The organism is Neorhizobium petrolearium (assembly GCF_029854435.1).
Classification (GTDB): Bacteria; Pseudomonadota; Alphaproteobacteria; order Rhizobiales; family Rhizobiaceae; genus Neorhizobium; species Neorhizobium petrolearium.
Genome location: NZ_CP123000.1, coordinates 3,741,994 through 3,767,741 on the forward strand (window position 1 = coordinate 3,741,994; position 25,748 = coordinate 3,767,741).

Here is a 25,748-nt window from a genome sequence, read left to right on the forward strand (position 1 = left end):
CGGATGAAGGAAAACGATGCGGCATATCCCTTCTCCCTGCATGCGGGGAGAAGGTGCCGGCAGGCGGATGAGGGGCTTTTGCAGGTGAAACCGATGATGAACGCCGCGGCACCGATGATCGAAATACAGCCAATCGCTACCGAAACACCAATCCTCGAAATGCGCGGCATCAGCCAGATATTTCCGGGCGTGAAGGCGCTCGACGGTGTCAGCATCAAACTCTATCCCGGCCAGGTGACGGCACTGATCGGCGAAAACGGCGCCGGAAAATCGACGCTGGTCAAAATCCTTACCGGTATCTACCGCCCCAATGAGGGCGAGATCCTGATCGACGGCCAGCCGATCGTCTTTCACAGTGCGCAGGCTGCGATCGATGCAGGCGTCACCGCCATCCACCAGGAGACCGTGCTGTTCGACGAGCTGAGCGTCGGAGAGAACATCTTTCTCGGCCACGCGCCGCGCACCCGTTTCGGCACGATCGACTGGCGGCAGATCAACGAGCGCTCAAAAACGCTCATGCGGCAGCTCGAAAGCGAGATCGACCCGACGATCCGGTTGCGCGACCTCTCGATCGCCCAGCGCCATCTCGTAGCGATCGCCAGGGCGCTTTCGGTCGAGGCGCGCATCGTCATCATGGACGAGCCGACGGCCGCCCTTTCCCGCAAGGAAATCGACGACCTGTTCCGCATTGTCCAGAACCTGAAGCGCCAGGGCAAGGCGATCCTCTTCATCAGCCACAAGTTCGACGAGGTCTACGAGATCGCCGAGAACTTCGTGGTCTTCCGCGACGGTCGCGCCGTCGGCCAGGGCAAGCTGAAAACGACGCCGCAGGACGAGATCGTCCGCCTGATGATCGGCCGCGACGTCAAGGACGTCTTTCCGAAAGTCAATGTCGAGATCGGCGGACCGGTTCTCTCAGTCCAGAGCTACAGCCATCCGACAGAATTCCGCGACATTTCCTTCGAACTCCGGCGAGGCGAAATCCTCGGGCTCTACGGTCTGATCGGCGCCGGTCGCTCGGAGCTTTGCCAGTCGCTGTTCGGCATCACCCGACCTTCATCCGGCCGCCTCACTCTGGAAGGTCAGCCGATCGATATCCACTCATCGAGCGATGCGATCCGTGCCGGCATCGTCTACGTGCCGGAAGAGCGCGGCCGCCATGGCCTGGCGCTGCCCATGCCGATCTTCCAGAACATGTCGCTACCGTCTCTCAAGAAGACGTCGCGCTCCGGTTTCCTGAAGGCGGCCAACGAATTGGCACTCGCCCGCAAATATGCCGAGAGGCTGGATCTGCGCGCCGCCGCCCTTTCCGTGCCGGTCGGCACACTGTCCGGCGGCAACCAGCAGAAAGTGGTGATCGGCAAATGGCTGGCGACCCAGCCGAAGGTGATCATTCTCGACGAGCCGACCAAAGGTATCGATATCGGCTCCAAGGCGGCCGTTCACGGCTTCATCAGCGAACTGGCCGCGCAGGGCCTGTCGATCATCATGGTCTCCTCCGAACTTCCGGAAATCCTTGGCATGTCCGATCGGGTGATGGTGATGCGCGAAGGCCTCTCCGCCGGCATTTTCGAACGTGATCGTCTCAGCGCCGAAGTGCTTGTGCGTGCTGCAACCGGCAATCAGTGAGGAAAGACAGATGAACCGCCTCCTGAAAAACCGCGAAATCCTTCTCATCGTCATCATTGCGATCATGGTGGCCGCCTTCTCGACCCGTGCGCCGGGCTTCGCCTCGCCGGGCAATCTCGCCAACATCTTTAACGACACCTCGATCCTGATCATCCTGGCGCTCGGCCAGATGACGGTGATCCTAACGAAATCGATCGACCTTTCGGTCGCCGCCAACCTCGCCTTCACCGGCATGGCGGTGGCGATGACCAACTCCGCCTACCCCGACCTGCCGCTGGCGCTCCTGATCGTCATGGCAATCGGCATCGGCGCTTTGCTCGGAGCCATCAACGGCTTTCTCGTCTGGGCGCTGCAGATCCCGCCGATCGTCGTCACCCTTGGCACGCTGACCATCTATCGTGGCATGGCCTTCGTGCTCTCGGGCGGCGGCTGGGTCAATGCGCATCAGATGACGTCGACTTTCCTCAATGTCCCGCGCATGCCAGTGCTCGGCCTGCCAGTCCTCTCCTGGATCGCAATCCTCATCGTCATCAGTGCGTGGTTCGTCCTGACGCGCCTCCCCTTCGGCCGCGCGGCGTATGCCTCCGGTGGCAACCCGACCGCCGCGGTCTATGCCGGAATCGATATCGGTCGGACGCGCTTCCTCGCCTTCGTCTTGTCGGGCGCGCTGGCCGGTCTTTCCAGCTACCTCTGGGTATCGCGCTATGCCGTTGCCTATGTGGATATTGCAGCCGGTTTCGAGCTCGATACGGTTGCAGCCTGCGTGATCGGCGGCATATCCATTGCCGGCGGCATTGGCACCGTTGCCGGCGCAGTGCTTGGCGCCCTGTTCCTCGGCGTTATCAAGAATGCCTTGCCAGTCATTGGCATATCGCCCTTCGCCCAAATGGCAATTTCCGGCATCGTCATCGTACTCGCCGTCGTCTTCAATGCCCGTGCCGAAAAGAAGGCGGGCCGCATCATCCTGCGCAACCGCGCAGCTCCCGAGGTAACCGCATGAACGACGTCGCTACCACGAAACGAGTTATTCCAGACCGGCTTGGGACGAAAGCCTCGCGCATGCTCGGCAGCTGGGAAATCCTGCTCTTAGGCGTGGCGGTGTTGATCTTTATCTTCAATTCCCTCGCCTCGCCCTACTTTCTCAACGCCTGGAACCTCTCAGACGCGACGTTCAATTTCACCGAAAAGGCGATGATCGCCTTTGCCATGGCTTTACTCGTCATTGCCGGCGAGATCGACCTGTCGGTCGCGGCAATCATCGCGCTTGCTTCGACGGCGATGGGCGCAGCCGCACAGGCTGGTATTGGCACGCCTGGACTGGTGACGATCGGCATCGGCACCGGGCTTGTCTGCGGGGCCTTCAATGGACTGCTTGTCGCAGGTTTGCGCCTTCCGTCCATTGTGGTGACGATCGGCACGATGAGCCTCTTCCGGGGCATTTCCTACATTGTGCTCGGCGACCAGGCCTATGGCAAATATCCGGAGAGCTTCGCTTACTTCGGACAGGGCTACGTCGCCTGGGTCTTCTCCTTCGAATTCGTGCTCTTCATCGTCCTCGCCATTGCCTTCTCCGTCCTCCTGCATGCGACGAATTTCGGTCGGCAGATTTACGTCATCGGCAATAATGAATTCGCGGCGCGTTTTTCAGGGATTCCGGTGGAGCGGGTCAAATTCATCCTCTTCCTTCTGACCGGACTGATGGCCGGTGTCGCTTCCGTCTGCCTCACCTCGCGGCTCGGTTCCACCCGGCCATCGATCGCACAGGGCTGGGAGCTGGAAATCGTCACCATGGTCGTGCTGGGTGGTGTTTCGATCCTCGGCGGCGCCGGCACGATCGCCGGCGTCGTCATTGCCGCCTTCGTCATGGGGCTCGTCACCTTCGGGTTGGGCCTGCTCAACGTACCCGGCATCGTCATGTCGATCTTCGTCGGTCTGCTTTTGATCATCACCATCGCCGTGCCGATCATTACCCGCCGCATCAGGGAAATGAGCCGATGACTCTGGAAAAATATGCCTTCAAGATGAAGCTCAATCCGGGCATGGAGGCGGAATACCGGAAGCGTCATGACGAGATCTGGTCGGAACTGGTCGATCTGCTGCACCAGGCAGGTGTCAGCGACTATTCCATTCATCTCGATCGCGAAACCAATATCCTCTTCGGGGTGCTGACCCGTCCACAGAACCATGGCATGGCGGGCCTGCCGGACCATCCGGTCATGAAGAAGTGGTGGGCACATATGGCCGATATCATGGAAACCAATCCGGACAATTCGCCGGTCGCGACCGACCTCGTGACGGTATTTCACTTGCCATGAACGAGCCGGGAAAGATCGCCGTCCTCGACATCGGCAAGACCAACGCCAAGGTCGTCGTGCTCGATTTCGCAACTGGCCAGGAGATCGCCGAACGGCGCATGCCGAACCGGGTTCTCTCCGATCCGCCATATCCTCACTACGATACGGAAGCGCTGTGGACCTTTGTGCTGGAAGCGCTGACCAACTTCGCGCAACAACCCGGCTTCGATGCGATCTCCATCACCACGCATGGCGCAGCTGCCGTGCTTCTGGATGACACGGGCAATCTCGCCTTGCCGGCCCTGGACTACGAGCATCAATATCCGGAAGAAATTCAAAAGGCCTATGCAGCTCTTCGGCCGCCCTTCTCGGAGACCTTCTCGCCGCCCCTTTCCGGCGGCTTGAATGTCGGGGCGCAACTCCATTACCAGAAGACGGTCTTTCCGGAGGATTTCGCCCGGGTGCGGACGATCCTGACCTATCCACAATACTGGGCGTGGAGGTTGACCGGAGTAGCGGCGAACGAGGTCACCTCGCTCGGTTGCCATACCGACCTCTGGCGACCGCGCGAAGGCGCCTACTCCTCGCTGGTCGATTCGCTCGGCATCCGGAACTTCATGGCGCCGGTGCGCTCCGCCTTTGATGCTTTGGGGCCGGTCCTGTCGGAGATCGCCGAAAGAATCGGCCTCATGAAACCGGCTCAGGTATATTGCGGCATCCATGATTCCAACGCCTCGCTGCTGCCGCACCTGATTGGACGCGAGCCGCCTTTCGCCGTCGTCTCGACCGGCACTTGGGTGGTGAGTTTTGCGGTCGGCGGTGATCTCGACCATCTCGATCCTGAGCGCGATACGCTCGCCAATGTCGATGCCTATGGCCGCGCGGTGCCCTCCTCCCGCTTTATGGGCGGCCGCGAATTCGAACTTTTGACCGCCGAGCTTGGCGAGCTCCCGCTGGAGGCCGCCGCCCTGGCCGCGATGCCTGCAGTAATCGAAAAAGGTGTCATGCTGCTGCCGAATATTGCAGCAGGCTCAGGCCCCTTCCCCGGCTGCGAGCGGCAATGGACCAACGAGGGGGGCACCTCGACGGACGAACGCTGGACCGCCGCCTGTCTCTATCTCGCGCTGATGACGGAGACCTGCCTCCACTTGATTGGCGCCAAAGGACCTGTTCTGGTGGAAGGCCCGTTTGCCTCGAATGCCACATACCTTCGCACGCTGGCATCGTTGTTGGGCCGCGAGGTGATTGCGCTGCCTGGATCGACCGGAACAAGCCAGGGTGCTGCGCTGCTGGCGGGAATGCCTTCGGTCGAGGCCAAGAAATTTGCGCGATTCGAGGGCAGCATCCATCACCTGACGGATTATAAAGAGAGCTGGCGCCGACACATCAGTTTTCCCGGTCATCGGGAGCCTGGTTGACGCCGCGTTTGCGCCAGAACTCACGCTCCTCCTCTTGCGTCACGAAATCCTCTGGCTCCGGAGCGGCCGGTTCCTTTTCGTGCGGGTAGCCTGCCTCCAGAAAGCTTTCGGCATCGAGATAGGCACAGGCTTCCGGACGCAATTCAACGTCCAGCACGTGAACGGCGATCTTTTCCGAATATTCCGCAATCGGTTCGGCATAGGAATAGCTCGCCCACGGGAAAAGTCTGGTCATGATCTCGTGGAGACTGTCTGCCCGCAAATGGTAGTCGAACCGCATGTCCGGACCGCTATCTCTGTCTTCCTTGAAATAGATGCGGAGATTGCAGAAGGTCGAAGGTGGGGCGATCCATTCATCCCAGACGAAGACAGTTATCCGATCTTGCATGTCCTCCATCAGCGGACGGTCGAGGGCAAAGATCGAACGCATCAGGGCTTCGGGATCGGCGGGGATCGCCTCTTCGAAAAGCAGCCGTGCCGCGGCGTCGAGCCGATTGGCATCCGGCACGACGATCGACCATTCCTCTTCCGTCTCCCGGCAGAAAGGCCGTTCAATGCGCTGCCAAACGATCCGTTTTCCGAGCGTGTCGGCAACGAGAAGATAGACCGGCAGCGAATGTCTTGTCCAATAGTCCAGGTGCTCCTTGCGCCCATGATAGAGGTATCCCTCCTCTTCCCGGACACAGGACGTTTCTGACCGGATGTGCAGCGCCATGAACCGGCCCGTGGCTCTCCCTTCATCGAGAATTTCCGCCCGCGCCTCTATGCCGATATCGGACTCCGGTATCCGACGAAAGAACCATTTGAAATCCCGCCGGAAAACCTGCTCGCTGGCATCGACCGCGAGGCGCGTGGCCTGATCCACCGGATGGTTTTTCGGGCCTTTATGGCGCGAGCGGCGGAGCGGCTTTAGCGGAGATCGCCGTCTCCGGATACCTGCAAGTGATGAGAACGCTGCTGTGAGCAGAGCTGCTATATGGGCGCCGGTTGCGAAGAGTGCTGCCTGGAGACGTCGCATCATGGAAGACCGTCCTCACGAAGCGCGGGCTCCCTTGTCCGACTGCTCAAGCAGCGCGAGCAGACCTTTGAGGATGTCCGTCGGAGAGGGCGGGCAGCCCGGAATATGGAGGTCTACCGGAACGACCTTCGAAACCCCACCCACGACCGCATAGCTGCCGGCAAAGCAGCCGCCGTCGCGGGCACAGCCGCCGAGCGCGACCACCCATTTGGGTGCGGGCGTGGCGTTGTAGGTTCGCAACAGGGCCTCGCTCATGTTCCTCGTCACCGGCCCTGTCACCATCAGGACGTCGGCATGTCTGGGAGAAGCGACGAAACGGATGCCGAAACGCTCGATGTCGTAAAAGGCATTGCTGAGCGCATGCATTTCGAGTTCGCAGCCGTTGCAGGACCCCGCATCGACGGCGCGGATCGACAGGCTGCGGCCGAGCCGCCGGCGGGCCGCCTTGTCGAGCGCCGCCGCCAGTTCCTCCGCCGCCACGTCGGAAATATCCGGCGCCGGTTCGGTCAATGGCGGTCGGATTACACTTCCAAAAAGGAGCTTGCGCATGACGGCCTCCCTTCAGAGATCGTGACCGGAATAGGAACAGTTGAACGATTTGTTGCAGAGGGGAAAATCGGCGACGATATTGCCCTCGATGACTGCCTCCAGCAGCGGCCACTGGAACCAGGAAGGGTCGCGCAGATGGCACCGTTCCACCGTGTTCCCGGCAAGCCGGAGCCAGACCAACACATCGCCGCGAAAGCCCTCGACCATCGCCATGCCCTCCCTCACCTCGCCATTTTCGGGAAGCTCGATCCGCACCGGCCCGGCCGGGAGCCGGTCGAGGATCTGTTCGACCAGCGACAGACTGCTCTCCACCTCCCGGATGCGAACCCAGACGCGCGCATTGACATCACCCTCGCGCAGAACCGGCACGTCGAAGGCAAGTTCTCCGTAGGGCAGATAGCGCAAGGCGCGCCGAGCATCGAAATCGCGGCCTGACGCACGTCCGACATAACCGCCCGCGCCATACTGGCGGGCGAGTTCCGGCACGAGTCGGCCGGTTCCAACGGTCCGGTCCTGCAAAGAGGCGGTATTGTCGTAGAGTTCCACCAGGGCCGGAAACCGGCGGCGGATTTCCGCGAGCAATTCCCGCAAGGCGGTGATACCGATGTCATCGAGGTCGGCAACGACGCCGCCGGGCACGATGCGGTCGCGCATCAGGCGATGCCCAAAAGCGATGTCCGCCGCCCGCAACACCCGCTCGCGCAACACGCCGCAATGGGCGAGCATCAATGAAAATGCCGCGTCGTTGCAGATGGCGCCGATATCACCGAGATGGTTGGCAAGTCGCTCCAGCTCGGCCATGAGCGCTCTGAGCCAGACCGCGCGTACCGGTATTTCGAGCCCGAACGCTGCCTCCACGGCCCGCGAGAACGCATAGGCATAGGCAACTGTACTGTCGCCGGATGTCCGTCCGGCGAGCTGGAGCGCTTTGTCGATGTCCGCACCCGCCATCAGGGCTTCGATCCCCTTGTGGACATAACCAAGACGCTCTTCTAGGCGGACGACCGTCTCCCCATTGGCGGTGAACCTGAAATGCCCCGGTTCGATGATGCCGGCATGGACCGGTCCGACCGGAATCTGGTGCAGGCTTTCTCCTGTCGCCGGCAGGAATTCGTAAGGAGCCGCTTTGGAAGAACGGAGCGCCTTCTCTCCGAGCGGGAAGCGGATATCCCAGCGCCGGTGGTCGAGCCAAGGCCGGGTATCCGGCAAACCTTCGGGTTCAAGACCCGTCAGATCGCGGACCGTCCGTTCCAGGCGAAGCGCCGGTGGGTGATGTTGCGCGACGGAAGGATATGCACCCTCCAGCCCCTCAAGGCTGGCGACGCAGACCGCGCCGTCGACTTCATCCAGCAGCGCCATATGCACACTGTTCCGTTCGCCCCAGAGGCCGAGCAAGGTCAAGTGTCCATCCCGGAGAGCCTCGGCCAGGAAAACCCGGGCATCGGCATCGACAACGATACGTGGCCAAGGTTGATGCGCCTCGATGAGGCGACCGGTCCGGATGAAATTGCTCAGCATCGGCATACCCGTCCCCCTCATCATCGAAGAAGGTTGGCGATATGCTGGAACCAGGCGACCAGCGGCGGCGGCAGATAAATGCCGGCGCCGAGTACCAGCGCCAGATGGGCGTACATGGGAATATAGGATGCCTTGCCCGGGGCTACGCTGCCCCGTGGTTGGCCGAAGGCCACCCCTGTCAGCCGCAGAAGCAGGGCCCCGAATGCAACCAACAACCCGAAGACAAGCGGGATCGCGAGCAGCGGATGTCGTGCGAAGGTGGAGCTCACGATCAGGAACTCGCTCATGAAGATACCCATCGGCGGCAGGCCGGCAATGGCAATGACGCCGGCAAGCAATCCCCAGCCCAGGCCAGGATGCGTCTCGGTCAGGCCGCGGATGGCGGAAAGCCTTTGCGTTCCCTTGATTTGCGCGACATGGCCGACGGCAAAGAAGATCGCCGATTTGGTGAGCGAGTGCATGACCATGTGCAGCAGGCCAGCAAAATTGGCGAGTGGCCCACCGAGGCCGAAGGCGAAGACGATGATGCCCATGTGCTCGATCGAGGAATAGGCAAACAGGCGTTTGATGTCGCGGCGGCGATAGAGCATGAAGGCGGCAAAGATCAGCGACGTCAGCCCCATCGTCATCATCAGCGGCCCGGCGGCGATCGCCTCGGGACTGGCGGCAAGCAGGATCTTGAAGCGCAGGACCGCATAGAGTGCGACGTTCAGCAGGAGGCCGGAGAGCACCGCCGAGATCGGCGTCGGTCCCTCGGCATGCGCATCCGGCAGCCAGGCATGCAGCGGCGCGAGGCCAACCTTGGTACCGTAACCCAGAAGCAGAAAGACAAAGGCGACATTGAGAAGCGCCGGATCGAAGGTAGCGGCATGCTCCACAAGAATGGTCCAGACCATGGCGTCATAACCTTCGCCGACGACCGGCTGCGCGGCGAGATAAACGAGGATGGTGCCGAAGAGCGCAAAGGCGATACCGACGCTTCCGAGGATGAAATATTTCCAGGCCGCTTCCAGCGCCTCATGCGTCCGATAGATGCCGACCATCAGCACCGTCGTCAGTGTCGCAAGTTCGACCGCCACCCACATCAGCCCGATATTGTTCGAGACGAAGGCGAGGTTCATGCCGAACATCATGACCTGATACATGGCATGGTAGAAACGCAGGTTCGACGGCGTCAGCCGCCCGGTTTCGAGTTCGTGCGCGATATAGCTTGCGCTGAATATGCTGGTGGTGAACCCGACGAATGCATTGAGGACGATGAAGACGATGTTGAGATCATCGACGAGCAGGTATTGTCCCGGCTCGGGCCGTTCGGTGACGAACAGGGAAAGGGCGGCGAGCAGCGTCAGCAGGCTTGCAAGCACATTGAGCCGCGCCGTGATCCTGTAGCCGGGCAAGAGGGCCAGAAGCGCCGCCGCCGCGACGGGGATCAGCAGGACCGCCGCCACCGCATCGAAGGCGAGCAAAGGGGATAGCGCGTTCACTTCCGCCTCCTCCCCCTGAAATCGTCGAGTGCCCTGACATCGACGGTATCGAACCGTTCCCGGATGCGGAACAGGAAGACGCCGATGACGATGAAGGCAATCAGGATCGAGAAGGCGACACTGATCTCGACGACCAGCGGCATCCCCTTGGCGCCGGTCGCGGCCAGCACCAGCCCGTTCTCCAGCGACATGAAACCGACGACCTGGCTGACCGCATTGCGGCGCGTGACCATAATCAGCAATCCGAGCAGCAGAACGGAGAGGGCGAAGGCAAGATCTTCACGGGCAAGCGGATCGGCCTCCGGCGTGACGCGCAGCATGACCACGATCGACAGCGCGACGAGCCCGATGCCGGCCAGCATGGTCGGGCCGACTCCGACGACCGTCTCGATCTCGCGATGGATGCCGAGCTGGCGGATCATGCGATGGAGCGCCACCGGAATGACGATGGCCTTGAAGATGAGGGCAATGGCCGCGGTCACGTAAAGATGCGGCGCGTCCTGAACGAAAGCCTGCCAGGCGACCGACAGTGTCAGCACCAGCGAGTGCAGTGCGAACACGTTGAGCAGGGCATAAAGACGGTCCTGGTAGAGCATCATCATGCTCACCAGCACCAGTCCGCCGGCAAGCATGTGAGCGATGTCGAAGACCGGACCATTCATCACAGGCTCCTCGAAACGAAACGCAGAAGAGTGGCAAGCAGCGCGAGCATGAGCGCGGCACCTAAGAATTCCGGCACGCGAAAAACTCGCATTTTGGCGATCGAGGTTTCGAACAAGGCAAGAAGCGCGCCCCCGACCGCAAGCTTGGTCAGATAGACGACGAGCCCGGCCAGATAGGCGATCGGCCCCGCTTCCGGGGCCGCTAGTTTCCACGGCACGAATATGCAGACGATCAGCGAAATGTAGAGGAGCAGCTTGAGCGACGCCGCCAGTTCGATCATCGCGAGATGCCGTCCGGAATATTCGAGCACCATAGCCTCGTGCACCATGGTGAGCTCCAGATGGGTCGCAGGATTGTCCACCGGAATACGGGCGTTCTCGGCAATCGCCACCATGACGAGCGCGACCAGGGCGATCGCGAGGGAAACGCGCAAGCCGACCTCAGGGGAACTCATGAACCCGGCGATCGTCGAAAGCTGCGTCGAGCCGGCCACCAGGGCAAGCGTGAAGATGATGAGCAACATTGAAGGTTCGGCGAGCGTTGCGATCATCGCCTCGCGGCTTGAACCTATCCCACCGAAGCTGGTGCCGACATCCATGCCAGCGAGCGCCAGGAGGAACCGCGCACTGCCCAGAAGGGCGACGATCGCAATCAGGTCCGCCGTCCAACTGAAGATCAGGCCGGTCGCGAATGTCGGGATGACGGCCGCCGCCACCCAGGTCGAGGCGAAGATCAGGTAAGGTGCCACCCTGAACAGCCAGGATGCGTTCTCCGCGACGACGGCCTCCTTGCGGAACAACCGCAGGAGATCGCGATAGGGCTGGATCAGCGAGGGGCCCTGCCGGCGCAACAGCCGCGCCTTGGCCTTGCGGATGAGACCGGTCAGCAGCGGCGCCAGCAGCACGACAAGCGCCATCTGGAAAGCCTGAACGAGAAGAGCCGAAATCAGGACCATAGCGCCAACACCAGAAGCAGGAAAACAAGCGCAAGGAAGACCAGGCTCAGATAGCGCCGGATCGACAGGAACTGCAGGCGGTTGAGCTTCTCGGCAGCGAACCCGACGGCGCCCGCGATCGGCACATAGAGTCCCTCCCAGACCAGATCGTGCTGCTCGACCGAGAAGGTGGCTGGCCGGAGATCTCCCGGGGCCGGCATATCCACCCGTTCGCGGGCACGCATGGCGAGCGTGCCGAAGACGCGCCTGACGGGCTGGGCGAAGCTGCCTGCCGTATATTGTGTCGAAGGGCTGTTTTCGGGAAAGCCGCAATCCCAGGCGGCAGAACGACGAAGCGCCCGCGACGCCCAGCGATGGACGACATAGATCGTTGCCGAGGCTGAGACGGCGATGAACAGGAAGACCAGCAGGCCGTTGTAGGAACTGCGGCTTTCGGCGATCGGTACGATCGACAGCCAGGGGATATCCATCTGCACCGGCATGCGATCGCCGACCAGGGAAAGTACCACGGGCGAGGTGCCGTCGATAACGATCCCCGGCAGGATGCCGGCAAGCAGGCACAAGCCTGCAAGCGCGCACATCGCCGCAAGAGAGAACCGGTCCACGTCCGCGACTTCGCTAGCCGCCGGAGTTCGGGGACGGCCGAGAAACGTGATGCCGAAAGCCTTGACGAAACAGGCGGCCGCCAGCGCGGCCGACAGGGCGAGCAGGCCACCCACAGCCGGCACTGCGATCTTCAGCGCCCATTGCGGCAGGTCGGGGCTCTGCAATATGGCCTGGAAGGCAAGCCATTCCGACGCGAACCCGTTGAACGGCGGCAAGGCCGAAATTGCGACACAGCCCACAAGGAAGGTAAAGCTGGTGACGGGCATGCGATGGATGAGGCCGCCGAGCTTCTCCATGTCCCGCTCACCGGTCGCCGTCAGCACCGCGCCGGCGCCGAAGAAGAGCAGGCTCTTGAAGAGCGAATGGTTGAGGACATGGAACAACGCAGCGGTCAGGGCCAGCGCCGATGCTAGTCCCATGCCGTTTGCCTTGAAGGCCAGCGCCAAACCGAGGCTGACGAAAATGACGCCGATATTCTCGATGGTGCTGTAGGCGAGCAGACGTTTGAGGTCGCGTTCCATCAGGGCATGCAGAATGCCGAGCGCCGCCGTCGCTCCGCCCAGCAGCAGGACGATGAGGCCCGACCACCACAACGGCGCGCCGAGAAGATCAAAGGTGACGCGGATGAAGCCATAGATCGCGATCTTGGTCATGACGCCGCTCATCAATGCAGAGACATGGCTCGGCGCGGCGGGGTGAGCCAGCGGCAGCCAGACGTGCAGCGGCACGAGCCCCGCCTTGGAGCCGGCGCCGAGCAGCAGGAGGATCAGGACAAGGCCTGCCGTCAGCGGCGTATGTTCAGCCGCGCGAATGGCGGCAAAACCGTAGGCGCCTTGAGGCCCGGCAAGCAGGCCGAAGGCGAGCAGCAGAGCCAGCGTCCCGAAGCTTGCCATGACGATATAGATGTAGCCCGCCCTGCGATTGCCCGCATCGCGATGATGCGACATCACCAGCGCCCATGAGGCGAGCGACATGAACTCCCATGAAATCAGGAAGGTGAACGCATCGTCGGCCAGCAGCACCAGGTTCATTCCGGCGATGAAGGCCGGAAAGAACGGCAGCACCCGGTGCGGCGCATGCTCGTGCCGGCCGTAGCCGAGACCGTAAAGACTGGCGAGCGTGCCGCCGAGATTGGCCACGAGCAGGAAGAAGGCGGAGAGCGCGTCGAGCCGGAAATGGGCTCCGAGCCACGGCAGGCCGATGGGAAGGATGAGGGTCGGCGCGTCAACGAAAGATGTCGCGAGATGCATAAGACTGGTGACGAAAGCAATGGCCGAGAGAAGAAGGCTCAGCCCATAGATGGCCGGGGTCGCCCGGTGTGACCGGCTCATCAAAATCCCGAGCCCTCCCGTCACCAGAAACATGACAATACATGACAGGATGACGGAAAGCGATGTCATGAGCTCGACCCCGCCTTATTCCTGCGGGCAGGTGATCTTCCTGCCCCGTCTTCGGGCGGGTTGGCTCTCGTTTTCAACCGGACCCCTCGTCCGCCGTCCTCACTGACAGCGCCCTCTCTGATGAGTTCAATCCCGGCGTTCTCCAGTGCCGCCAGCAAACGCATCAGAGAATCGACATTGCCGCGGACGACGTCGACGCTGGCCTCCATGCGCTGGATTGTCGGCACCGAAATTCCCGCCCGCTCGGCCAGTTGGCGCTGGTCGATTCCAAGAAGAGCCCGGGCGGCTCTCATCTGAGCAGCAGTAATCACGATTCATCCATCGCTTATATTACGCAGACTCTGATATTCGCGAGTTATGATGTACCTATTGATGTCTCAAATCAACATTCTGATGCAATGAGACTCTGAAATTGGATTCCGCACTGCAATAAGGAAGTGGAACCCGCGTGTGATATCTTCAGAGTTTCGGCCCGATGATTTGCCGACGCGTCAACGCGCATGGTCCATCGCAGCGATCGGCGAAACCCGGAAATTAGAAGTATCGGTGTAAGGGGATGCGCCCGGCAAATAGCCTGCGCATCTCATTCACATCTCACGCCATGGGGAGCTTCGACGTGGATCTTCAATCCAAGAGCTGGCGCAAACGGGTGGCAAGCTCTCGTGCCGTGTAGGGCTTCTTGAGCCAGCTTCCCGATTGGGCAAGTTCGCGTCCGGCGATCGCCGGCTCGGCATAACCCGACGTGAACAGCACCCTGATATTCGGACGCCTCGCACGGACTTCCGCCGCCAGTTCGTCGCCTGTCATGCCGCCCGGCATGACGATGTCGGTAAACAGCAGCGCGATATCGTCGTTCTGGGCGAGCCGGTCGAGCGCCTCCTCGCCATTTGCCGCCTCGACAACCTGATAGCCGAAATCGATCAGGCGCGAGACCGCCACACGCCGCACCCTGGGATCGTCCTCAACGACGAGGATTTTCTCCGTTCCGCCGGGAATCGCCGCCGCCCTTGAGGCAGTCGCCACTTCCTCGGACATCTTCGCATCCACCTTTTGCGCCGCCGGCAGGAAGAGCCTGACGCTGGTGCCCTGCCCCGGCTCACTGTAAAGCTGGATATTGCCGCCGGACTGCTTGGCGAAACCGTAGACCATGGAAAGGCCAAGACCGGTTCCGGAACCGACACCCTTGGTGGTGAAAAAAGGTTCGAAGGCCTTTTCCTTCACCTCCGGCGTCATGCCGGTGCCGGTGTCCGTCACCGAGATCAGCACATAGTCGCCGGTGCGCATATGCGGATACATCTGGGCATAATCGACGTCCAGCTTGACCCTTGAGATGTCGATCGTCAGCTTGCCGCCGCGCGGCATGGCATCGCGGGCATTGAGGGCAAGGTTGAGAAGCGCGTTCTGGAGCTGCGACGCATCGACGAGCGCCTCGTTGGAAGCTCCCGTGACGACAGTACGGAATTCGATCGTCTCGCCGAGCGAGCGTCTTAAAAGATCGGAGAAACCGGTTACCAACTGCCCGACATCCACCAGCTTCGGATTGAGGGGCTGGCGGCGCCCGAAGGCCAGAAGCTGGCCGGTCAGCTTGGCGCCGTCCTCGGCGGCATCCTGCGCTTCATGCAGCAGGGCCAGCAGTTTCTCGTCCGAGAGCTTGTTCTCGATCATTTCGAGATTGCCGCCAATGACGGTCAGCAGATTGTTGAAGTCGTGTGCCAGCCCGCCGGTGAGCTGGCCGATCGCCTCCATCTTCTGCGATTGCCTCAGTTCTTCCTCGATCTTGTGGCGGCTGGTGAGGTCGCGGATGAAGCCGGTGAAGATGCGCTTGCCATTGGTGATCGCCTCGCCCACCGCAAGCTCCATGGGAAACACGGATCTGTCTTTCCGCTGACCGGTAACCACGCGACCGTACCCGATGATGCGACGCTCGCCTGTCGTCAGATATCGCGTAAGATAGCCATCATGAGCCTCCCGGTCCGGCGACGGCATCAGCATCTTGACGTTGTGACCACAAACTTCATTCGCCGAATATCCGAAAAGCTGCTCCGCTGCGGCGCTGAAAGACGTGATGATGCCGATTTCGTCAATGACGACCATCGCCTCGGGAACCGTATCCAGGATCGACCGCAGATGCGCCTCCCGTCCGGCAAGATCGTTCTGGACCTTTTTCATATCCGTGATGTCGTTGTTCGTCTGGATGATGATCGTCCGTTCATCCGGTGACGGATTGAGTGCGACCCAGCGGGTGGCGACGAAAATCCGCTGACCATTTCGGTGCCGGTGAACGACCTCCCCTTCCCACGAATGGTCGGTCTGGACCTGTCGGCGAATGATATCCAGCGGCTCAGGAAACTCTGTTGCCAGAAGCTCGTGAATAACGCTACCGACAACCTCATCCTGCGACCAGCCGTATAGGCTCTCGCATCCCTTCGTCCAGCGCGTAATGACGCCATCCAACCCGTGAACGATGAGGTTGGCATCATCCAGAAGGCTGGTTACGGCATCGAGCTGATTTTCGGTATCGACAAGCGTCTTTTCGTTCATATGTCTTCCGTGAGCGGTACCGCTAATGGCGGCGCCGCTCACCATGAACGACGAAATCCCGCCTGCTGTCCTCATATTCATCGCCGTCCCCGGCGAGTTGCGCAAGCGTCGCAGGCTTGATGATCCGGAGCGAATGTCGACCGGCCGGACCGAGGACGCCCTTGCTGGTCAGCTTGGTGATCGTGCGGGAAACGGTTTCGATTGTTAGACCCAGATAGTCACCCATGTCCAGCCGAGTCATCGGCAAATCGACGATAGGCTGCAACGCACCTTCCGACATTGTCCGTCTGAGGTACTTCAGAAGAAAGCTGCAGAGCCGCTCCTCGGCGTTCTTGCAGGAGAGAAGAACCATCTGATCCTGGGCTGCGGCCATCTCGTCGCAGACATGGGCGAAGACCTGCGGGCGGAGTTCCTCCGAATCCGCAACAGCCATATCGAATGCCTTGCGGGTGAGACGGCGAACCTTTGTAGCGGTGATCGCTTCGGCACTGTAAAGATAGTTGCCCTTCAGGGAGACGCCGACGATATCGCCAGCATGCACGAAACCTGTAATAATGCGCCGGCCGTCAGAAATGATTCTGAAGATGCGGAGCGTGCCTTCAATCACATCGAAAACATGTTTGGCACTGTCGCCCTCGAAAAACAGCGACTGACCCGGGGTCAGATGTTCAACGGGCTGCCTTGCGAAAAGAGTGTGCAGGCAACTCTGTTCTCCAAGTTCCGTGGCCCTTGCGATCTCGTATCCATGAATGCGGTTGCTGGTGAGAAACATGGCGCTGCCTCCGTCTTTCGATGGATACAGTTGACCGAAGCCAGGTAACACGCGAATGCTAATAGTGTGAAACACGGTTCGATTTTGTAACAGACGGTAACAGGCCGATGCCAATTCTCTCATCCAGTACCGTCCGTATTCTCGTCGTCGATGATGATCCTCGCATTCGGCAGATGCTGACGCGTTATTTCGAGGACGAGGGATACTCGGTGAGCACCGCCGCCGACGGCACGGAAATGAAAAGCCAGTTCAGGCATAAGGAGATAGACATCATCCTGCTCGATCTTTCCCTGCCCGGCGGACAGGATGGCCTCGACCTTGCGCGCGAAATTCGAAGCCAGTCGGACGTACCGATCATGATGCTGACAGGGCGTGACGATGTCGTCGACCGGATCATCGGCATCGAGATTGGGGCAGACGACTATATCGCCAAACCTTTCCATCTCCGCGAGGTGCACGCACGGCTGAAATCGATCCTCAGGCGGCGCCAGCCGAGCATCGCCAGGACGGAGGCCAACGAGGACAAGATCATCCATTTCGAAGGATGGACACTCAATCTTTCGAGGCGGCAGTTGCTGGCTCCGGACGGCTCCGAGGTAGAACTCACGACCGGCGAGTTCGACATGCTCACGGCCTTTCTCGAGAATGCCGGACGCGTCCTGACGCGTGACTTCCTGATGGATTCGACGAGGGGACGCCAGCTTGAGGCCTTCGACCGGACGATCGACGCTCAGATCGTGCGCCTGCGCAGAAAAATCGAGGCGGATGCCAGCAATCCGCAATTGATCAAGGCCATCCGCGGCGTCGGCTACATCTTCACCGGCAAGATCGACTGAAGTGCATCGTTGAGGTCAGTGTTCAGGTCATAGACCAGGCCGTTATTCCGGGGCTCCGTCTCCTTGAGATCTTCAAGGCTCTTCCAGTCCCTCGCCACCACCCTCCAGAAATGGATCTTCTCGCAACCTGTTTCCGCCGCCCGTTGTTTGATGACTTCGAAGAGCCGCTTTGCAATGTCCTGCTCATTGAAAAGGCTGATCGATGCACAGACCGGTACCTCCAATTGACGCGCGGAAGGCGGATGATCACGAACGAAGACGTAACATAGTCCCCGAAGATAACCTTTGGTGTCGGTGACAGTCAGCCAATCGTGGCGCGACACCTCCGTCGCCGTTATGATTCGCCATGTTTCGAGCCCCATTCCAGGCATGATCAATTGTATCACCGCAAAGGCACGGTGGACATCTGCCGCTTTCAGGACTCCTGTTTCGTAACCCGCGTCCATTTCGCAACCCCGCCAGAAGACCCGCGAGTAGTCTCTCACGAGTGCCAGCATCCAAAGGTTCAAAGCCTATCTCTGCTGCGGTCACCGACATTGATCGGGGTCAACACGGATCAATCGATTTCGAAACTGGCCAAACGCTGGCTTCCTTACGGCGGCATGACAAGTAGCTTGAAGGTCTGCAAAAAGCACCAACCGGCAGTGATCATATTGCAATCATGCGCTCTTCAGATTGCGCGCCAGCTTTGATCTTGGTCACGGACAGCAGCCAAACCGCGGCTATTCTTCTTGCTTCAGATAAGGAGGATACCATGCCATTGACGCTGAAATCGGGATTTCTCACGTCGTCCGGATACGAAGGACGCCTTATAATGAGTTCTGGGGCCGGCGATCAGGTTGTTGTGGTCACCCATGATGCACTTGCAGCGATTGCCGACCCGCCGCGTGTCGATGAATTCAGGCTGCAGGAATACATCGAGACCTTCAGCCGTATCGCAAGTGAAAAGTTCGATGGTGGCCTGTTCGATTCAACCGGCCATGTCTGTGTCACCGTCGGTGATATCCGCAAATGGCGGACTTCGCCGACGCGCGTCCACTGAAAACAGCTCACGATTTGCCTTCCTGTTGGAACATGAAAACAGGCACACCTCACATTTTCACCTGTTTAACAAAAACAGCGCAGGCCGACATCCTGAGCGCCTCAAGGCGGCAGTGAACACCTCAACTGTTTGACGCGCGTCAATGTGGCCTCGGTCCATGAGGTTTTTCATGACGGCGCTCGATCAAGAGCTGATAACGGGACTGCACAGGCACCTTCGCGATGCTTCCATGCAGCATCCCTTCTTCGGAAAATAGGAGAAAAATCATGCCTGAGCCAGCAACCAGACTTCCAGTCCAGAAAGATGAAAAGCCGATACAGCCGACAGGTAGCTTCTGGTCTCCATTTGAAACCCTTCGCACTGAAATCGACCGGCTGTTCGATGACTTCGTCCCGGCGTCCTGGCGCCCGCTGGAACGCTCCCTGTTCACTCGGGCGCCATCTCCGAGCGGATGGTCCATTGCGCCAGCCGTCGATGTGGTCGAAAAGGACGACGCATTCGAAATCACCGCTGAAGTCCCCGGCATCGATGAGAAGAACCTCGAGGTCAAGCTTTCGAACGGCTACCTGACGATCCGCGGCGAAAAGAATGAAGAAAAGGAAGAGAAGCGGAAGGAGTATCGCCATTCCGAGCGGCGGTACGGCTCCTTCCAGCGGACATTCCAGCTTCCCGAAGGTGTCGATGCCGACAAGGTGGAAGCGGCCTTCGAAAAGGGTATCCTGAAAGTCAAGCTTCCCAAGAGCGCCGATGCGAAGAAGAACGAACGCAAGGTGGAAATCAAGACAGCTTGATCCATCGCCTCAAAGGGAAGGCGCGCTCCAGCATGGTGCGCGCCTTTTTGTATATTTTGCCGGTTGTATATTTTGCCGGATATCCCCAGCTGCCCGGCAAGCGAAAACGCCGTTTCCCAAGGTGAGCTTGTGAAACGGCGAGTTGAATCTGCGGCTGATGGAAGCGTTGCATGTCTCGGGTTTTGAATGAAGGGCGATCTGCTACCCGCCGCCGCCTCCACCAAAATCCTCCCAAGCGGGCGAATGCAGTCAGAAAGACAAGTGTTTCTCGATCTCCTGCACCGGCAGATTGACGAGGTCCTTGGCGTATTCCGCGACGATCCGGCGCTTGACTGCCTCGGGCATCGCCTGCCGCAAGTCGGCGAGCGCCTTCGGCGGAGCGACAATGAAGAGCTTGTCGATGTCGTTCTCCTCGCAGATCGCCTCCAGCTTTTCGGCGATCATGGCGGAGAAGCGATCCTCTTCCAACTCGTGAAAATCGGTCTGGCCGACGCTGCTGCGATGGCTGCCGGTCGCCGTGCGGCCGGGCCTGTCCGTGCCCTGTTCGTGGGTCGGGGCGTTCTTGGGAGCCTCGATCACCTGCTCGACTTCCAGCGTCAGGTTGAAAGCTGTGCCGGTATTGCGCAGCAGAAGCGCCTTCTTTGCATCCGAAACGAGGACCCGCGCGTTATAGGGAATGATTTTCGTGTTCATCGCTTCATCCTTCTCATGAATGGGATCAACATAGTGGTTCAGATGGAGCGCAGTTTGATCGGCGTCAATCTTCAATGCCGACTACAGCGGGTGAAAAAGCCGTGCAGCATTTTTGACGCCGGTCAAACGCTCGCACCCCGAGCTGGTTCATTGTTCGGCGTCAGGCTGGGAGTGACGCGCGGACGCGTCAGCAGAGGATGTCTCGGCAGCCCAGGCAGCCATAGGAGCCGATCATGCCGCATAAGCAAGTGCTTTTCAGAACCGAAGCCCGGGGCAAGGTACTCCAGGGCGCCACACAACTGGCCGACGCGGTTCGCCTCACCCTGGGCCCGAAGTCGAAATCCGTTCTCATCGAAAAGAAGTGGGGCACGCCGATCATCTGTAATGACGGCGTGACAATCGCAAAGGAGTTCGACCTCAAGGACCCGGAGGAAAATCTCGGAGCGAGAATGCTGCGCGCGGCTGCCGAGAAGACGGGCGAGATTGTGGGCGACGGAACAAGCACCTCGACCGTGCTGGCGCATGCGATGCTTGCCGACGGCCACCGCAATGTCGTCGCGGGAGCAAATGCAATCGACCTAAAACGCGGCCTCGACCGGGGTGTAGCACGGGCGATAAAAGCCCTGCGGGGCATTTCGCATCCGATCACCACCGATAAAGAAAGGCAGCAGGTGGCGGCGATCTCGGCCCATAATGACGAGGCCATCGGCAAGCTTGTTGCCGACGCCATGGCGAAGGTCGGCAAGGAGGGCGTTATCACCGTGGAGGAATCCAAGACGGTGGAGACGCGCCTCGACGTGGTCGAAGGCATGCAGTTTGACCGCGGGTATATTTCGCCCTATTTCGCGACCGATCCGGAAAAGATGGAGACCATCCTTGAAGACGTCCGGATCCTGATATCCGACCGGAAGATTTCGGCGCTCGGCGACATGGTGGGCCTGCTTGAAGAGATCGCGAAATCCGGCAGACCGATTCTTGTCATCGCCGAGGACGTTGACGGTGAGGCGCTCGCCACACTGATCGTCAACCACATTCGCGGAACGTTGCACAATTGTGCGGTCAAGGCTCCCGGGTTCGGTGACCGCCGAAAGGAAATGCTTCGCGACATGGCGGTTCTGACGGGCGCCCAGGTTATCTCCGAAGACCTCGGTTTCAAGCTTGAAAACGTAACGCAGGACCAGCTCGGGACTGCCGCACGCGTAATCGTCGACAAGGATACGACGACCATCATCGGTGGCGGCGGCAATCAGGCAGCGATCAAAGGGCGCACGGACCAGATTCGCAAGGAAATCGAAAAGACGACCAGCGATTACGATAGAGAAAAGCTTCAGGAGCGGTTGGCAAAACTTTCCGGCGGGGTCGCCGTGATTCGGGTCGGCGCCCCTTCCGAGGCGGAGGTCAAGGCCAAGAAGGAGGCTTTGGACGACGCAATCAATGCCACCAAAGCGGCCGTCGAAGAAGGCGTGGTGCCGGGCGGTGGACTTGCGCTGCTGCGCTGCATAAAGGCGGTCGAAGAGGAAGAAGAATTGTGTGAAGGCGACGAGCGGACGGGCGTGCAGATCCTGAAGCGGGCCCTTGAAGCTCCTGCCCGCCAGATCGCCGAAAATTCCGCGGTCGACGGCGGCGTCGTCATTGCGAGGATGCTCGAAAGCAAAGGAAACATCGGCTTCGACGCCTCGCGCAACCGCTATGTGGACCTGCTTCAGGAAGGCATTATCGACCCGACGAAGGTCGTGCGCGTCGCATTGGAGAATGCGGTATCGGTTGCCAGCGTGCTTCTTCTGACGGAGGCAACCATGACGGAAATTCCGGAACCGACCATACCGCCGGCTCCCGCGCCCATCGGAATGTAGACGGGAACGAAGTGGAGCGGGGCTGCTTTCCGCCCCGCTCCACCCTGCTTCAGGCAATCGCCATCGCGGCGCCCCGCAGGGCGGCATTCAGCGCCGTGATGATATAGACAGGCGCCGTCGAGGAATATGCAGCCCTGCCGCTCGCGGCCTCAAAGGTATCCTTGCTCAAAACTTCGAGCATCCGTGTCGGCATCTCTCCGGCAAGATAGAGACCGCCTTCAGCGCCAGTCGCCAGGACAAAATCATTTGAGAAGCGGCCAAGCCAAAGACCGAAGCGCTTCAGCGTATCGACTGCCGAAGGCTCCTTATCTTTGCAGGCGGCAGCAACGATCGCCGCGACGGTCGAATATCGTCCTGTTGCTCCGGCCTGTCGCGAGATCGCACCGCTGAGCGCAACCATTCCTGCAGAGGTCAGGATGCTCCCGGCGCTGGTACCGCCAACCTCCTGCCGCACCTGCTCCAGCAGCCAGAGATCCTCCTCGTCGGCGGCACCCAAAAACATGCCGCCTGCCTTACTGGGCAATACCGACCACTTCCCTCCACCTGGAACAGCGATTGCGGCTTCAAGCTTTTCCCCCAGGGAGATAACCGCTCTCGGCTTATCTGCAAGCGTGGAAGTCCCCGCGATCTTGCGAACGTCGTGGCGGCCCAGGAGCTCCGTGGCCCTCGCGATCGCATCGATATCGGCGATCAACGTGACGCTGTCGAGATCGAGGGCGCCTTCGAGCTCTTTGCCCGTAAAGGTTCGCGAGAGATTGGCAATATGAGCGCGATCTTTTTCGATAGAGCCCGCAATGGCGAGGCTTGCGATCTTCGGATATTTCGCCAGTGACTTCAGATAGGCGAAAAGCGCCTGCTGGACCGAGGAGAAATCCCCCGCCTTGAAATTCACCAGATGGTCGATCGTCAGTTCATCGATATCCGCAATGGCAAAGCGCAGATGGTGGGACCCAATCTCTCCGACGATCGCGTGCCGGTCCGACGACATCAACATGTTCGTGCCTCGCTATGGTGTGAAAACCCAACGATAAACTGCCGGATGGCAAACAGGCTCACCTTGATGAGGATCAAGGTGAGCGGCGTCGACCCCAATAAGCTGACTGACATCACAAAATGTCCGCAGGGGCCTGAAAGGAGTTCACGATGAGCAGAATGGCGCAGCCTGCCATCTGGTTCGAGGAGCTGCGTCGCAGCGACGTCGCCAAGGTCGGAGGCAAGAACTCCTCTCTCGGCGAGATGATCCAGACCCTGTCGGCGAAGGGGATCAGCGTTCCCGCAGGATTCGCGACGACCGCCGACGCCTATTGGAACTATGTGGATACCAACGGTCTGAGGCAGGCCATCGCTGCACTTGTCGCAGATTGGCAGGACGGCAAGGTGGGCCTCGCCGAAACCGGAGCAGCCATCCGAAAGCTCTTCCTGCGCGGCGATTGGCCGAAAGCAACCGCCGAAGCCATCATCGCGGACTATCGCACCCTTTCCCTGCGCGCGGGACGCAGTGACGTCGCCGTCGCGGTCCGTTCGAGCGCCACCGCCGAAGACCTGCCGGATGCAAGCTTTGCGGGGCAGCAGGAAACCTTCCTCAATATCAGCGGCGAGAAAGCGCTACTGGATGCCTGCCGCCGCTGCTACGCCTCGCTCTTCACCGACAGGGCGATCTCGTATCGCCAGACGAAGGGTTTCGACCACATGAAGGTCGCGTTGTCGATCGGCGTTCAGCAGATGGTGCGTTCCGACCTCGGCGGCTCCGGCGTCATGTTCTCGATCGACACCGAGACCGGCTTCGACAAGGTGGTCCTGATCAATGCGGCCTGGGGGCTTGGCGAGAACGTCGTGCAGGGCACTGTCGATCCGGATGAATACCAGGTCTTCAAGCCCCTCCTGCAGGACAGTTCGCTGAGCCCTATCATTGCGAAGACATGCGGCGCAAAGGAAAAGAAGATGATCTACGGCTCCGGAAGTGAGCCGACGCGAAACGTACCCACGTCCAAGGTGGAACGGGCGGCATTCGTCCTTGACGACCAGGCTATCCTGAAGCTCTCGCGGTGGGCGGCGATCATCGAAGAGCATTACGGCTGCCCGATGGACATGGAATGGGCCCGCGACGGCGAGACCGGCGAACTGTTTATCGTCCAGGCAAGGCCCGAGACCGTACAGTCGAACCGCCAGACGGGCGTCTTCAAGAGCTACACGATCCGCAAGAAGGGGCGAAAGCTGGCCGCGGGGCTGTCGATCGGCGACGCGGTCGTCTCCGGGCGTGTCTGCCTGATCGAGACGGCCAAGGACATCGACCAGTTCGTGGACGGATCGGTTCTGGTCACTGCGACCACCGATCCCGACTGGGTGCCGATCATGAAACGGGCGGCGGCGATCGTCACCGACCATGGTGGGCGCACGTCGCATGCGGCGATCGTCAGTCGTGAGCTCGGCCTGCCGGCGGTCGTCGGCACAGGCAATGCCACCAGCATCTTCCATACCGGCCAGGAAGTGACGGTTTCCTGCGCCGAAGGCGAGGACGGCTTCATCTACGAAGGCATCGCGGAATATGAAGAGAAGACGCTTGATGTCGCCGGCCTGCCAGCCACGAAAACCAAGGTCATGCTGAACCTGGCAAATCCGGGGGCCGCTTTCCGCTGGTGGCGGCTGCCCGCCGACGGCGTGGGGTTGGCCCGCATGGAATTCGTCATCAGCAATGCGATCCGCATCCATCCGATGGCGCTTGTCCATTATGACCACCTGAAGGACGAAGCGGCGAAGAACGAGATCGCCGCACTGACGAAGGGGTATGACGACAAGCCCGAATATTTCGTCGACAACCTTGCCCGCGGCCTCGCCCGGATTGCCGCCGCGGTTCATCCCAAGCCGGTGATCGTCCGGATGAGCGACTTCAAGACGAACGAATATGCCGGCCTGCTGGGCGGCGCGGAGTTCGAGCCGAAGGAGGAGAACCCCATGCTCGGCTTCCGCGGCGCCTCCCGCTATTATTCACCGCGCTACCGCGAGGGTTTTGCGCTCGAATGCCGTGCCATCCGCAAACTGCGCAACGAACTCGGCTTCAGGAATGTCATCGTGATGATCCCCTTCTGCCGCTCCGTCGGCGAGGCGGAAAAGGTTTTGAGTGTCATGGCGGAAAACGGCCTGTCGCGCGGGGTTGACGATCTGCAGATCTATGTGATGTGCGAGATCCCGTCGAACGTCATCCTCGCCAAGGAGTTCGCGCGCCATTTCGACGGCTTCTCGATCGGCTCCAACGACCTGACGCAGCTTACGCTTGGCGTCGACCGTGACGCGGGCGATCTCGCCGACCTCTTCGATGAGCAGGATCCGGCGGTCAAATGGATGATCCGCAGTGTCATTTCGGAAGCGGGCAAGGCTGGCGCCAAGATCGGCATCTGCGGACAGGCACCGAGCGATTACCCGGACTTCGCCGGCTTCCTGGTCGAATGCGGCATCGACAGCATTTCCGTCAGCCCCGACAGCTTCATGGCGGTGAAGCGGAAGGTGGCCGAAGCCGAGCGGGACAGAAAGGCATGAGGGTCGCGCAGCCGTCCGCGTGACGGCATTGCTTTTCAAGGCCGCGAAGAATATCGCGGCCTTCCCGATGTCGGGGCAGCTTGGGTCGACGGCCGAGCGAACACTATTTTAGAGAAATTTCCCATTGTTTCCAATCGGATATCGAAAATCTC

General features: G+C 60.4%; 23 protein-coding genes. 10 read left to right on the forward strand and 13 right to left on the reverse strand.

Annotated elements, in window-relative coordinates:
- Positions 1-96: 96 nt before the first annotated feature.
- From QEO92_RS18385 to QEO92_RS18405, 5 genes are read left to right on the forward strand one after another with little or no spacing between them, the layout of a single operon-like run.
- On the forward strand, positions 97-1,629 hold the full coding sequence (locus QEO92_RS18385; protein WP_407722124.1) for a sugar ABC transporter ATP-binding protein: 1,533 nt from the start codon (positions 97-99) through the stop codon (positions 1,627-1,629).
- A gap of 10 nt (positions 1,630-1,639) precedes the next feature.
- Positions 1,640-2,629, forward strand: coding sequence for an ABC transporter permease (locus QEO92_RS18390; RefSeq protein ID WP_227703987.1), 990 nt, complete (start codon positions 1,640-1,642; stop codon positions 2,627-2,629).
- Positions 2,626-3,627, forward strand: a complete 1,002-nt coding sequence (locus tag QEO92_RS18395; protein WP_227703988.1) for an ABC transporter permease — start codon at positions 2,626-2,628, stop codon at positions 3,625-3,627. Before QEO92_RS18390 ends, QEO92_RS18395 begins: the two co-directional genes overlap by 4 nt.
- Complete coding sequence (gene rhaM / locus QEO92_RS18400) at positions 3,624-3,944, forward strand: L-rhamnose mutarotase (protein WP_037152834.1); 321 nt, start codon at positions 3,624-3,626, stop codon at positions 3,942-3,944. The genes QEO92_RS18395 and rhaM overlap by 4 nt, the downstream gene beginning before the upstream one ends.
- Positions 3,941-5,341 carry an FGGY-family carbohydrate kinase gene (locus QEO92_RS18405; protein WP_227703989.1) on the forward strand — a complete coding sequence of 467 codons (1,401 nt, stop codon included), beginning with the start codon at positions 3,941-3,943 and terminating at the stop codon, positions 5,339-5,341. Before rhaM ends, QEO92_RS18405 begins: the two co-directional genes overlap by 4 nt.
- On the opposite strand, the gene QEO92_RS18410 is transcribed toward QEO92_RS18405, so the two are convergent.
- The 10 genes from QEO92_RS18410 to QEO92_RS18455 form a co-directional block, all read right to left on the reverse strand.
- On the reverse strand, positions 5,310-6,362 hold the full coding sequence (locus QEO92_RS18410; protein ID WP_227703990.1) for a DUF4365 domain-containing protein: 1,053 nt from the start codon (positions 6,360-6,362) through the stop codon (positions 5,310-5,312). The genes QEO92_RS18405 and QEO92_RS18410 overlap by 32 nt on opposite strands.
- 12 nt (positions 6,363-6,374) lie before the next feature.
- Complete coding sequence (locus QEO92_RS18415) at positions 6,375-6,908, reverse strand: NADH-quinone oxidoreductase subunit B family protein (protein ID WP_037152842.1); 534 nt, start codon at positions 6,906-6,908, stop codon at positions 6,375-6,377.
- Between the two features lie 12 nt (positions 6,909-6,920).
- Positions 6,921-8,432, reverse strand: coding sequence for a hydrogenase large subunit (locus QEO92_RS18420; RefSeq protein ID WP_227703991.1), 1,512 nt, complete (start codon positions 8,430-8,432; stop codon positions 6,921-6,923).
- Between the two features lie 14 nt (positions 8,433-8,446).
- Complete coding sequence (locus tag QEO92_RS18425) at positions 8,447-9,910, reverse strand: hydrogenase 4 subunit F (protein ID WP_037152847.1); 1,464 nt, start codon at positions 9,908-9,910, stop codon at positions 8,447-8,449.
- Positions 9,907-10,572, reverse strand: coding sequence for a hydrogenase-4 component E (locus QEO92_RS18430; protein ID WP_037152851.1), 666 nt, complete (start codon positions 10,570-10,572; stop codon positions 9,907-9,909). Before QEO92_RS18430 ends, QEO92_RS18425 begins: the two co-directional genes overlap by 4 nt.
- A complete protein-coding gene (locus QEO92_RS18435; RefSeq protein ID WP_227703992.1) occupies positions 10,572-11,528 on the reverse strand; it encodes a respiratory chain complex I subunit 1 family protein in 957 nt (318 codons plus the stop codon). The genes QEO92_RS18430 and QEO92_RS18435 overlap by 1 nt, the downstream gene beginning before the upstream one ends.
- Positions 11,519-13,534 carry a hydrogenase 4 subunit B gene (hyfB, locus tag QEO92_RS18440; protein WP_227703993.1) on the reverse strand — a complete coding sequence of 672 codons (2,016 nt, stop codon included), beginning with the start codon at positions 13,532-13,534 and terminating at the stop codon, positions 11,519-11,521. Before hyfB ends, QEO92_RS18435 begins: the two co-directional genes overlap by 10 nt.
- A complete protein-coding gene (locus tag QEO92_RS18445; protein WP_200883969.1) occupies positions 13,531-13,845 on the reverse strand; it encodes a helix-turn-helix domain-containing protein in 315 nt (104 codons plus the stop codon). The genes hyfB and QEO92_RS18445 overlap by 4 nt, the downstream gene beginning before the upstream one ends.
- 313 nt (positions 13,846-14,158) lie before the next feature.
- Positions 14,159-16,075, reverse strand: coding sequence for a hybrid sensor histidine kinase/response regulator (locus tag QEO92_RS18450; protein WP_227703994.1), 1,917 nt, complete (start codon positions 16,073-16,075; stop codon positions 14,159-14,161).
- A gap of 22 nt (positions 16,076-16,097) precedes the next feature.
- Positions 16,098-16,847, reverse strand: coding sequence for a cyclic nucleotide-binding domain-containing protein (locus QEO92_RS18455; RefSeq protein WP_037152862.1), 750 nt, complete (start codon positions 16,845-16,847; stop codon positions 16,098-16,100).
- A gap of 107 nt (positions 16,848-16,954) precedes the next feature.
- On the opposite strand from QEO92_RS18455, the gene QEO92_RS18460 reads away from it, so the two are divergent.
- Positions 16,955-17,683: a response regulator gene (locus QEO92_RS18460; protein ID WP_037152864.1), complete on the forward strand. Its 729-nt coding sequence runs from the start codon at positions 16,955-16,957 to the stop codon at positions 17,681-17,683.
- Here the strand turns inward: QEO92_RS18460 and QEO92_RS18465 are convergent.
- On the reverse strand, positions 17,656-18,168 hold the full coding sequence (locus QEO92_RS18465) for a hypothetical protein (protein WP_227703996.1): 513 nt from the start codon (positions 18,166-18,168) through the stop codon (positions 17,656-17,658). The genes QEO92_RS18460 and QEO92_RS18465 overlap by 28 nt on opposite strands.
- Positions 18,169-18,497: 329 nt before the next feature.
- On the opposite strand from QEO92_RS18465, the gene QEO92_RS18470 reads away from it, so the two are divergent.
- Together QEO92_RS18470 and QEO92_RS18475 are read left to right on the forward strand one after the other, a co-directional pair.
- A complete protein-coding gene (locus QEO92_RS18470) occupies positions 18,498-18,725 on the forward strand; it encodes a hypothetical protein (protein ID WP_227703997.1) in 228 nt (75 codons plus the stop codon).
- A 266-nt stretch (positions 18,726-18,991) separates the two neighbouring features.
- Positions 18,992-19,516: an Hsp20/alpha crystallin family protein gene (locus tag QEO92_RS18475; protein WP_227703998.1), complete on the forward strand. Its 525-nt coding sequence runs from the start codon at positions 18,992-18,994 to the stop codon at positions 19,514-19,516.
- Between the two features lie 249 nt (positions 19,517-19,765).
- On the opposite strand, the gene QEO92_RS18480 is transcribed toward QEO92_RS18475, so the two are convergent.
- On the reverse strand, positions 19,766-20,209 hold the full coding sequence (locus tag QEO92_RS18480) for a baeRF12 domain-containing protein (protein WP_037153703.1): 444 nt from the start codon (positions 20,207-20,209) through the stop codon (positions 19,766-19,768).
- 233 nt (positions 20,210-20,442) lie between these two features.
- Between QEO92_RS18480 and groL the strand changes: the two genes are divergently transcribed.
- The gene (gene groL, locus QEO92_RS18485) at positions 20,443-22,062 is read left to right on the forward strand and encodes a chaperonin GroEL (RefSeq protein WP_227703999.1); all 1,620 of its coding nucleotides are present in this window, start codon (positions 20,443-20,445) and stop codon (positions 22,060-22,062) included.
- A gap of 49 nt (positions 22,063-22,111) precedes the next feature.
- On the opposite strand, the gene QEO92_RS18490 is transcribed toward groL, so the two are convergent.
- Positions 22,112-23,056 (reverse strand): glucokinase, encoded by a 945-nt coding sequence (locus tag QEO92_RS18490; protein ID WP_227704000.1) that lies wholly within the window; start codon positions 23,054-23,056, stop codon positions 22,112-22,114.
- 158 nt (positions 23,057-23,214) lie between these two features.
- Between QEO92_RS18490 and ppsA the strand changes: the two genes are divergently transcribed.
- Positions 23,215-25,596, forward strand: coding sequence for a phosphoenolpyruvate synthase (gene ppsA / locus QEO92_RS18495; RefSeq protein WP_407722126.1), 2,382 nt, complete (start codon positions 23,215-23,217; stop codon positions 25,594-25,596).
- The last annotated feature ends 152 nt before the right edge of the window (positions 25,597-25,748 follow it).

Excerpts from the sequence above, each read along its gene's own strand:
- QEO92_RS18455 (WP_037152862.1), bottom strand. The coding sequence starts at position 16,847 with ATGTTTCTCACCAGCAACCGCATTCATGGATACGAGATCGCAAGGGCC.
- QEO92_RS18390 (WP_227703987.1), top strand. The coding sequence starts at position 1,640 with ATGAACCGCCTCCTGAAAAACCGCGAAATCCTTCTCATCGTCATCATT.
- QEO92_RS18420 (WP_227703991.1), bottom strand. The coding sequence starts at position 8,432 with ATGCCGATGCTGAGCAATTTCATCCGGACCGGTCGCCTCATCGAGGCG.
- QEO92_RS18395 (WP_227703988.1), top strand. The coding sequence starts at position 2,626 with ATGAACGACGTCGCTACCACGAAACGAGTTATTCCAGACCGGCTTGGG.
- QEO92_RS18385 (WP_407722124.1), top strand. The coding sequence starts at position 97 with ATGAACGCCGCGGCACCGATGATCGAAATACAGCCAATCGCTACCGAA.
- QEO92_RS18470 (WP_227703997.1), top strand. The coding sequence starts at position 18,498 with ATGAGTTCTGGGGCCGGCGATCAGGTTGTTGTGGTCACCCATGATGCA.
- QEO92_RS18450 (WP_227703994.1), bottom strand. The coding sequence starts at position 16,075 with ATGAACGAAAAGACGCTTGTCGATACCGAAAATCAGCTCGATGCCGTA.
- QEO92_RS18490 (WP_227704000.1), bottom strand. The coding sequence starts at position 23,056 with ATGTTGATGTCGTCGGACCGGCACGCGATCGTCGGAGAGATTGGGTCC.
- QEO92_RS18405 (WP_227703989.1), top strand. The coding sequence starts at position 3,941 with ATGAACGAGCCGGGAAAGATCGCCGTCCTCGACATCGGCAAGACCAAC.
- ppsA (WP_407722126.1), top strand. The coding sequence starts at position 23,215 with ATGGCGCAGCCTGCCATCTGGTTCGAGGAGCTGCGTCGCAGCGACGTC.
- QEO92_RS18480 (WP_037153703.1), bottom strand. The coding sequence starts at position 20,209 with ATGAACACGAAAATCATTCCCTATAACGCGCGGGTCCTCGTTTCGGAT.
- QEO92_RS18430 (WP_037152851.1), bottom strand. The coding sequence starts at position 10,572 with ATGAATGGTCCGGTCTTCGACATCGCTCACATGCTTGCCGGCGGACTG.
- QEO92_RS18415 (WP_037152842.1), bottom strand. The coding sequence starts at position 6,908 with ATGCGCAAGCTCCTTTTTGGAAGTGTAATCCGACCGCCATTGACCGAA.
- QEO92_RS18410 (WP_227703990.1), bottom strand. The coding sequence starts at position 6,362 with ATGATGCGACGTCTCCAGGCAGCACTCTTCGCAACCGGCGCCCATATA.
- hyfB (WP_227703993.1), bottom strand. The coding sequence starts at position 13,534 with ATGACATCGCTTTCCGTCATCCTGTCATGTATTGTCATGTTTCTGGTG.
- QEO92_RS18460 (WP_037152864.1), top strand. The coding sequence starts at position 16,955 with ATGCCAATTCTCTCATCCAGTACCGTCCGTATTCTCGTCGTCGATGAT.
- QEO92_RS18475 (WP_227703998.1), top strand. The coding sequence starts at position 18,992 with ATGCCTGAGCCAGCAACCAGACTTCCAGTCCAGAAAGATGAAAAGCCG.
- rhaM (WP_037152834.1), top strand. The coding sequence starts at position 3,624 with ATGACTCTGGAAAAATATGCCTTCAAGATGAAGCTCAATCCGGGCATG.
- groL (WP_227703999.1), top strand. The coding sequence starts at position 20,443 with ATGCCGCATAAGCAAGTGCTTTTCAGAACCGAAGCCCGGGGCAAGGTA.
- QEO92_RS18435 (WP_227703992.1), bottom strand. The coding sequence starts at position 11,528 with ATGGTCCTGATTTCGGCTCTTCTCGTTCAGGCTTTCCAGATGGCGCTT.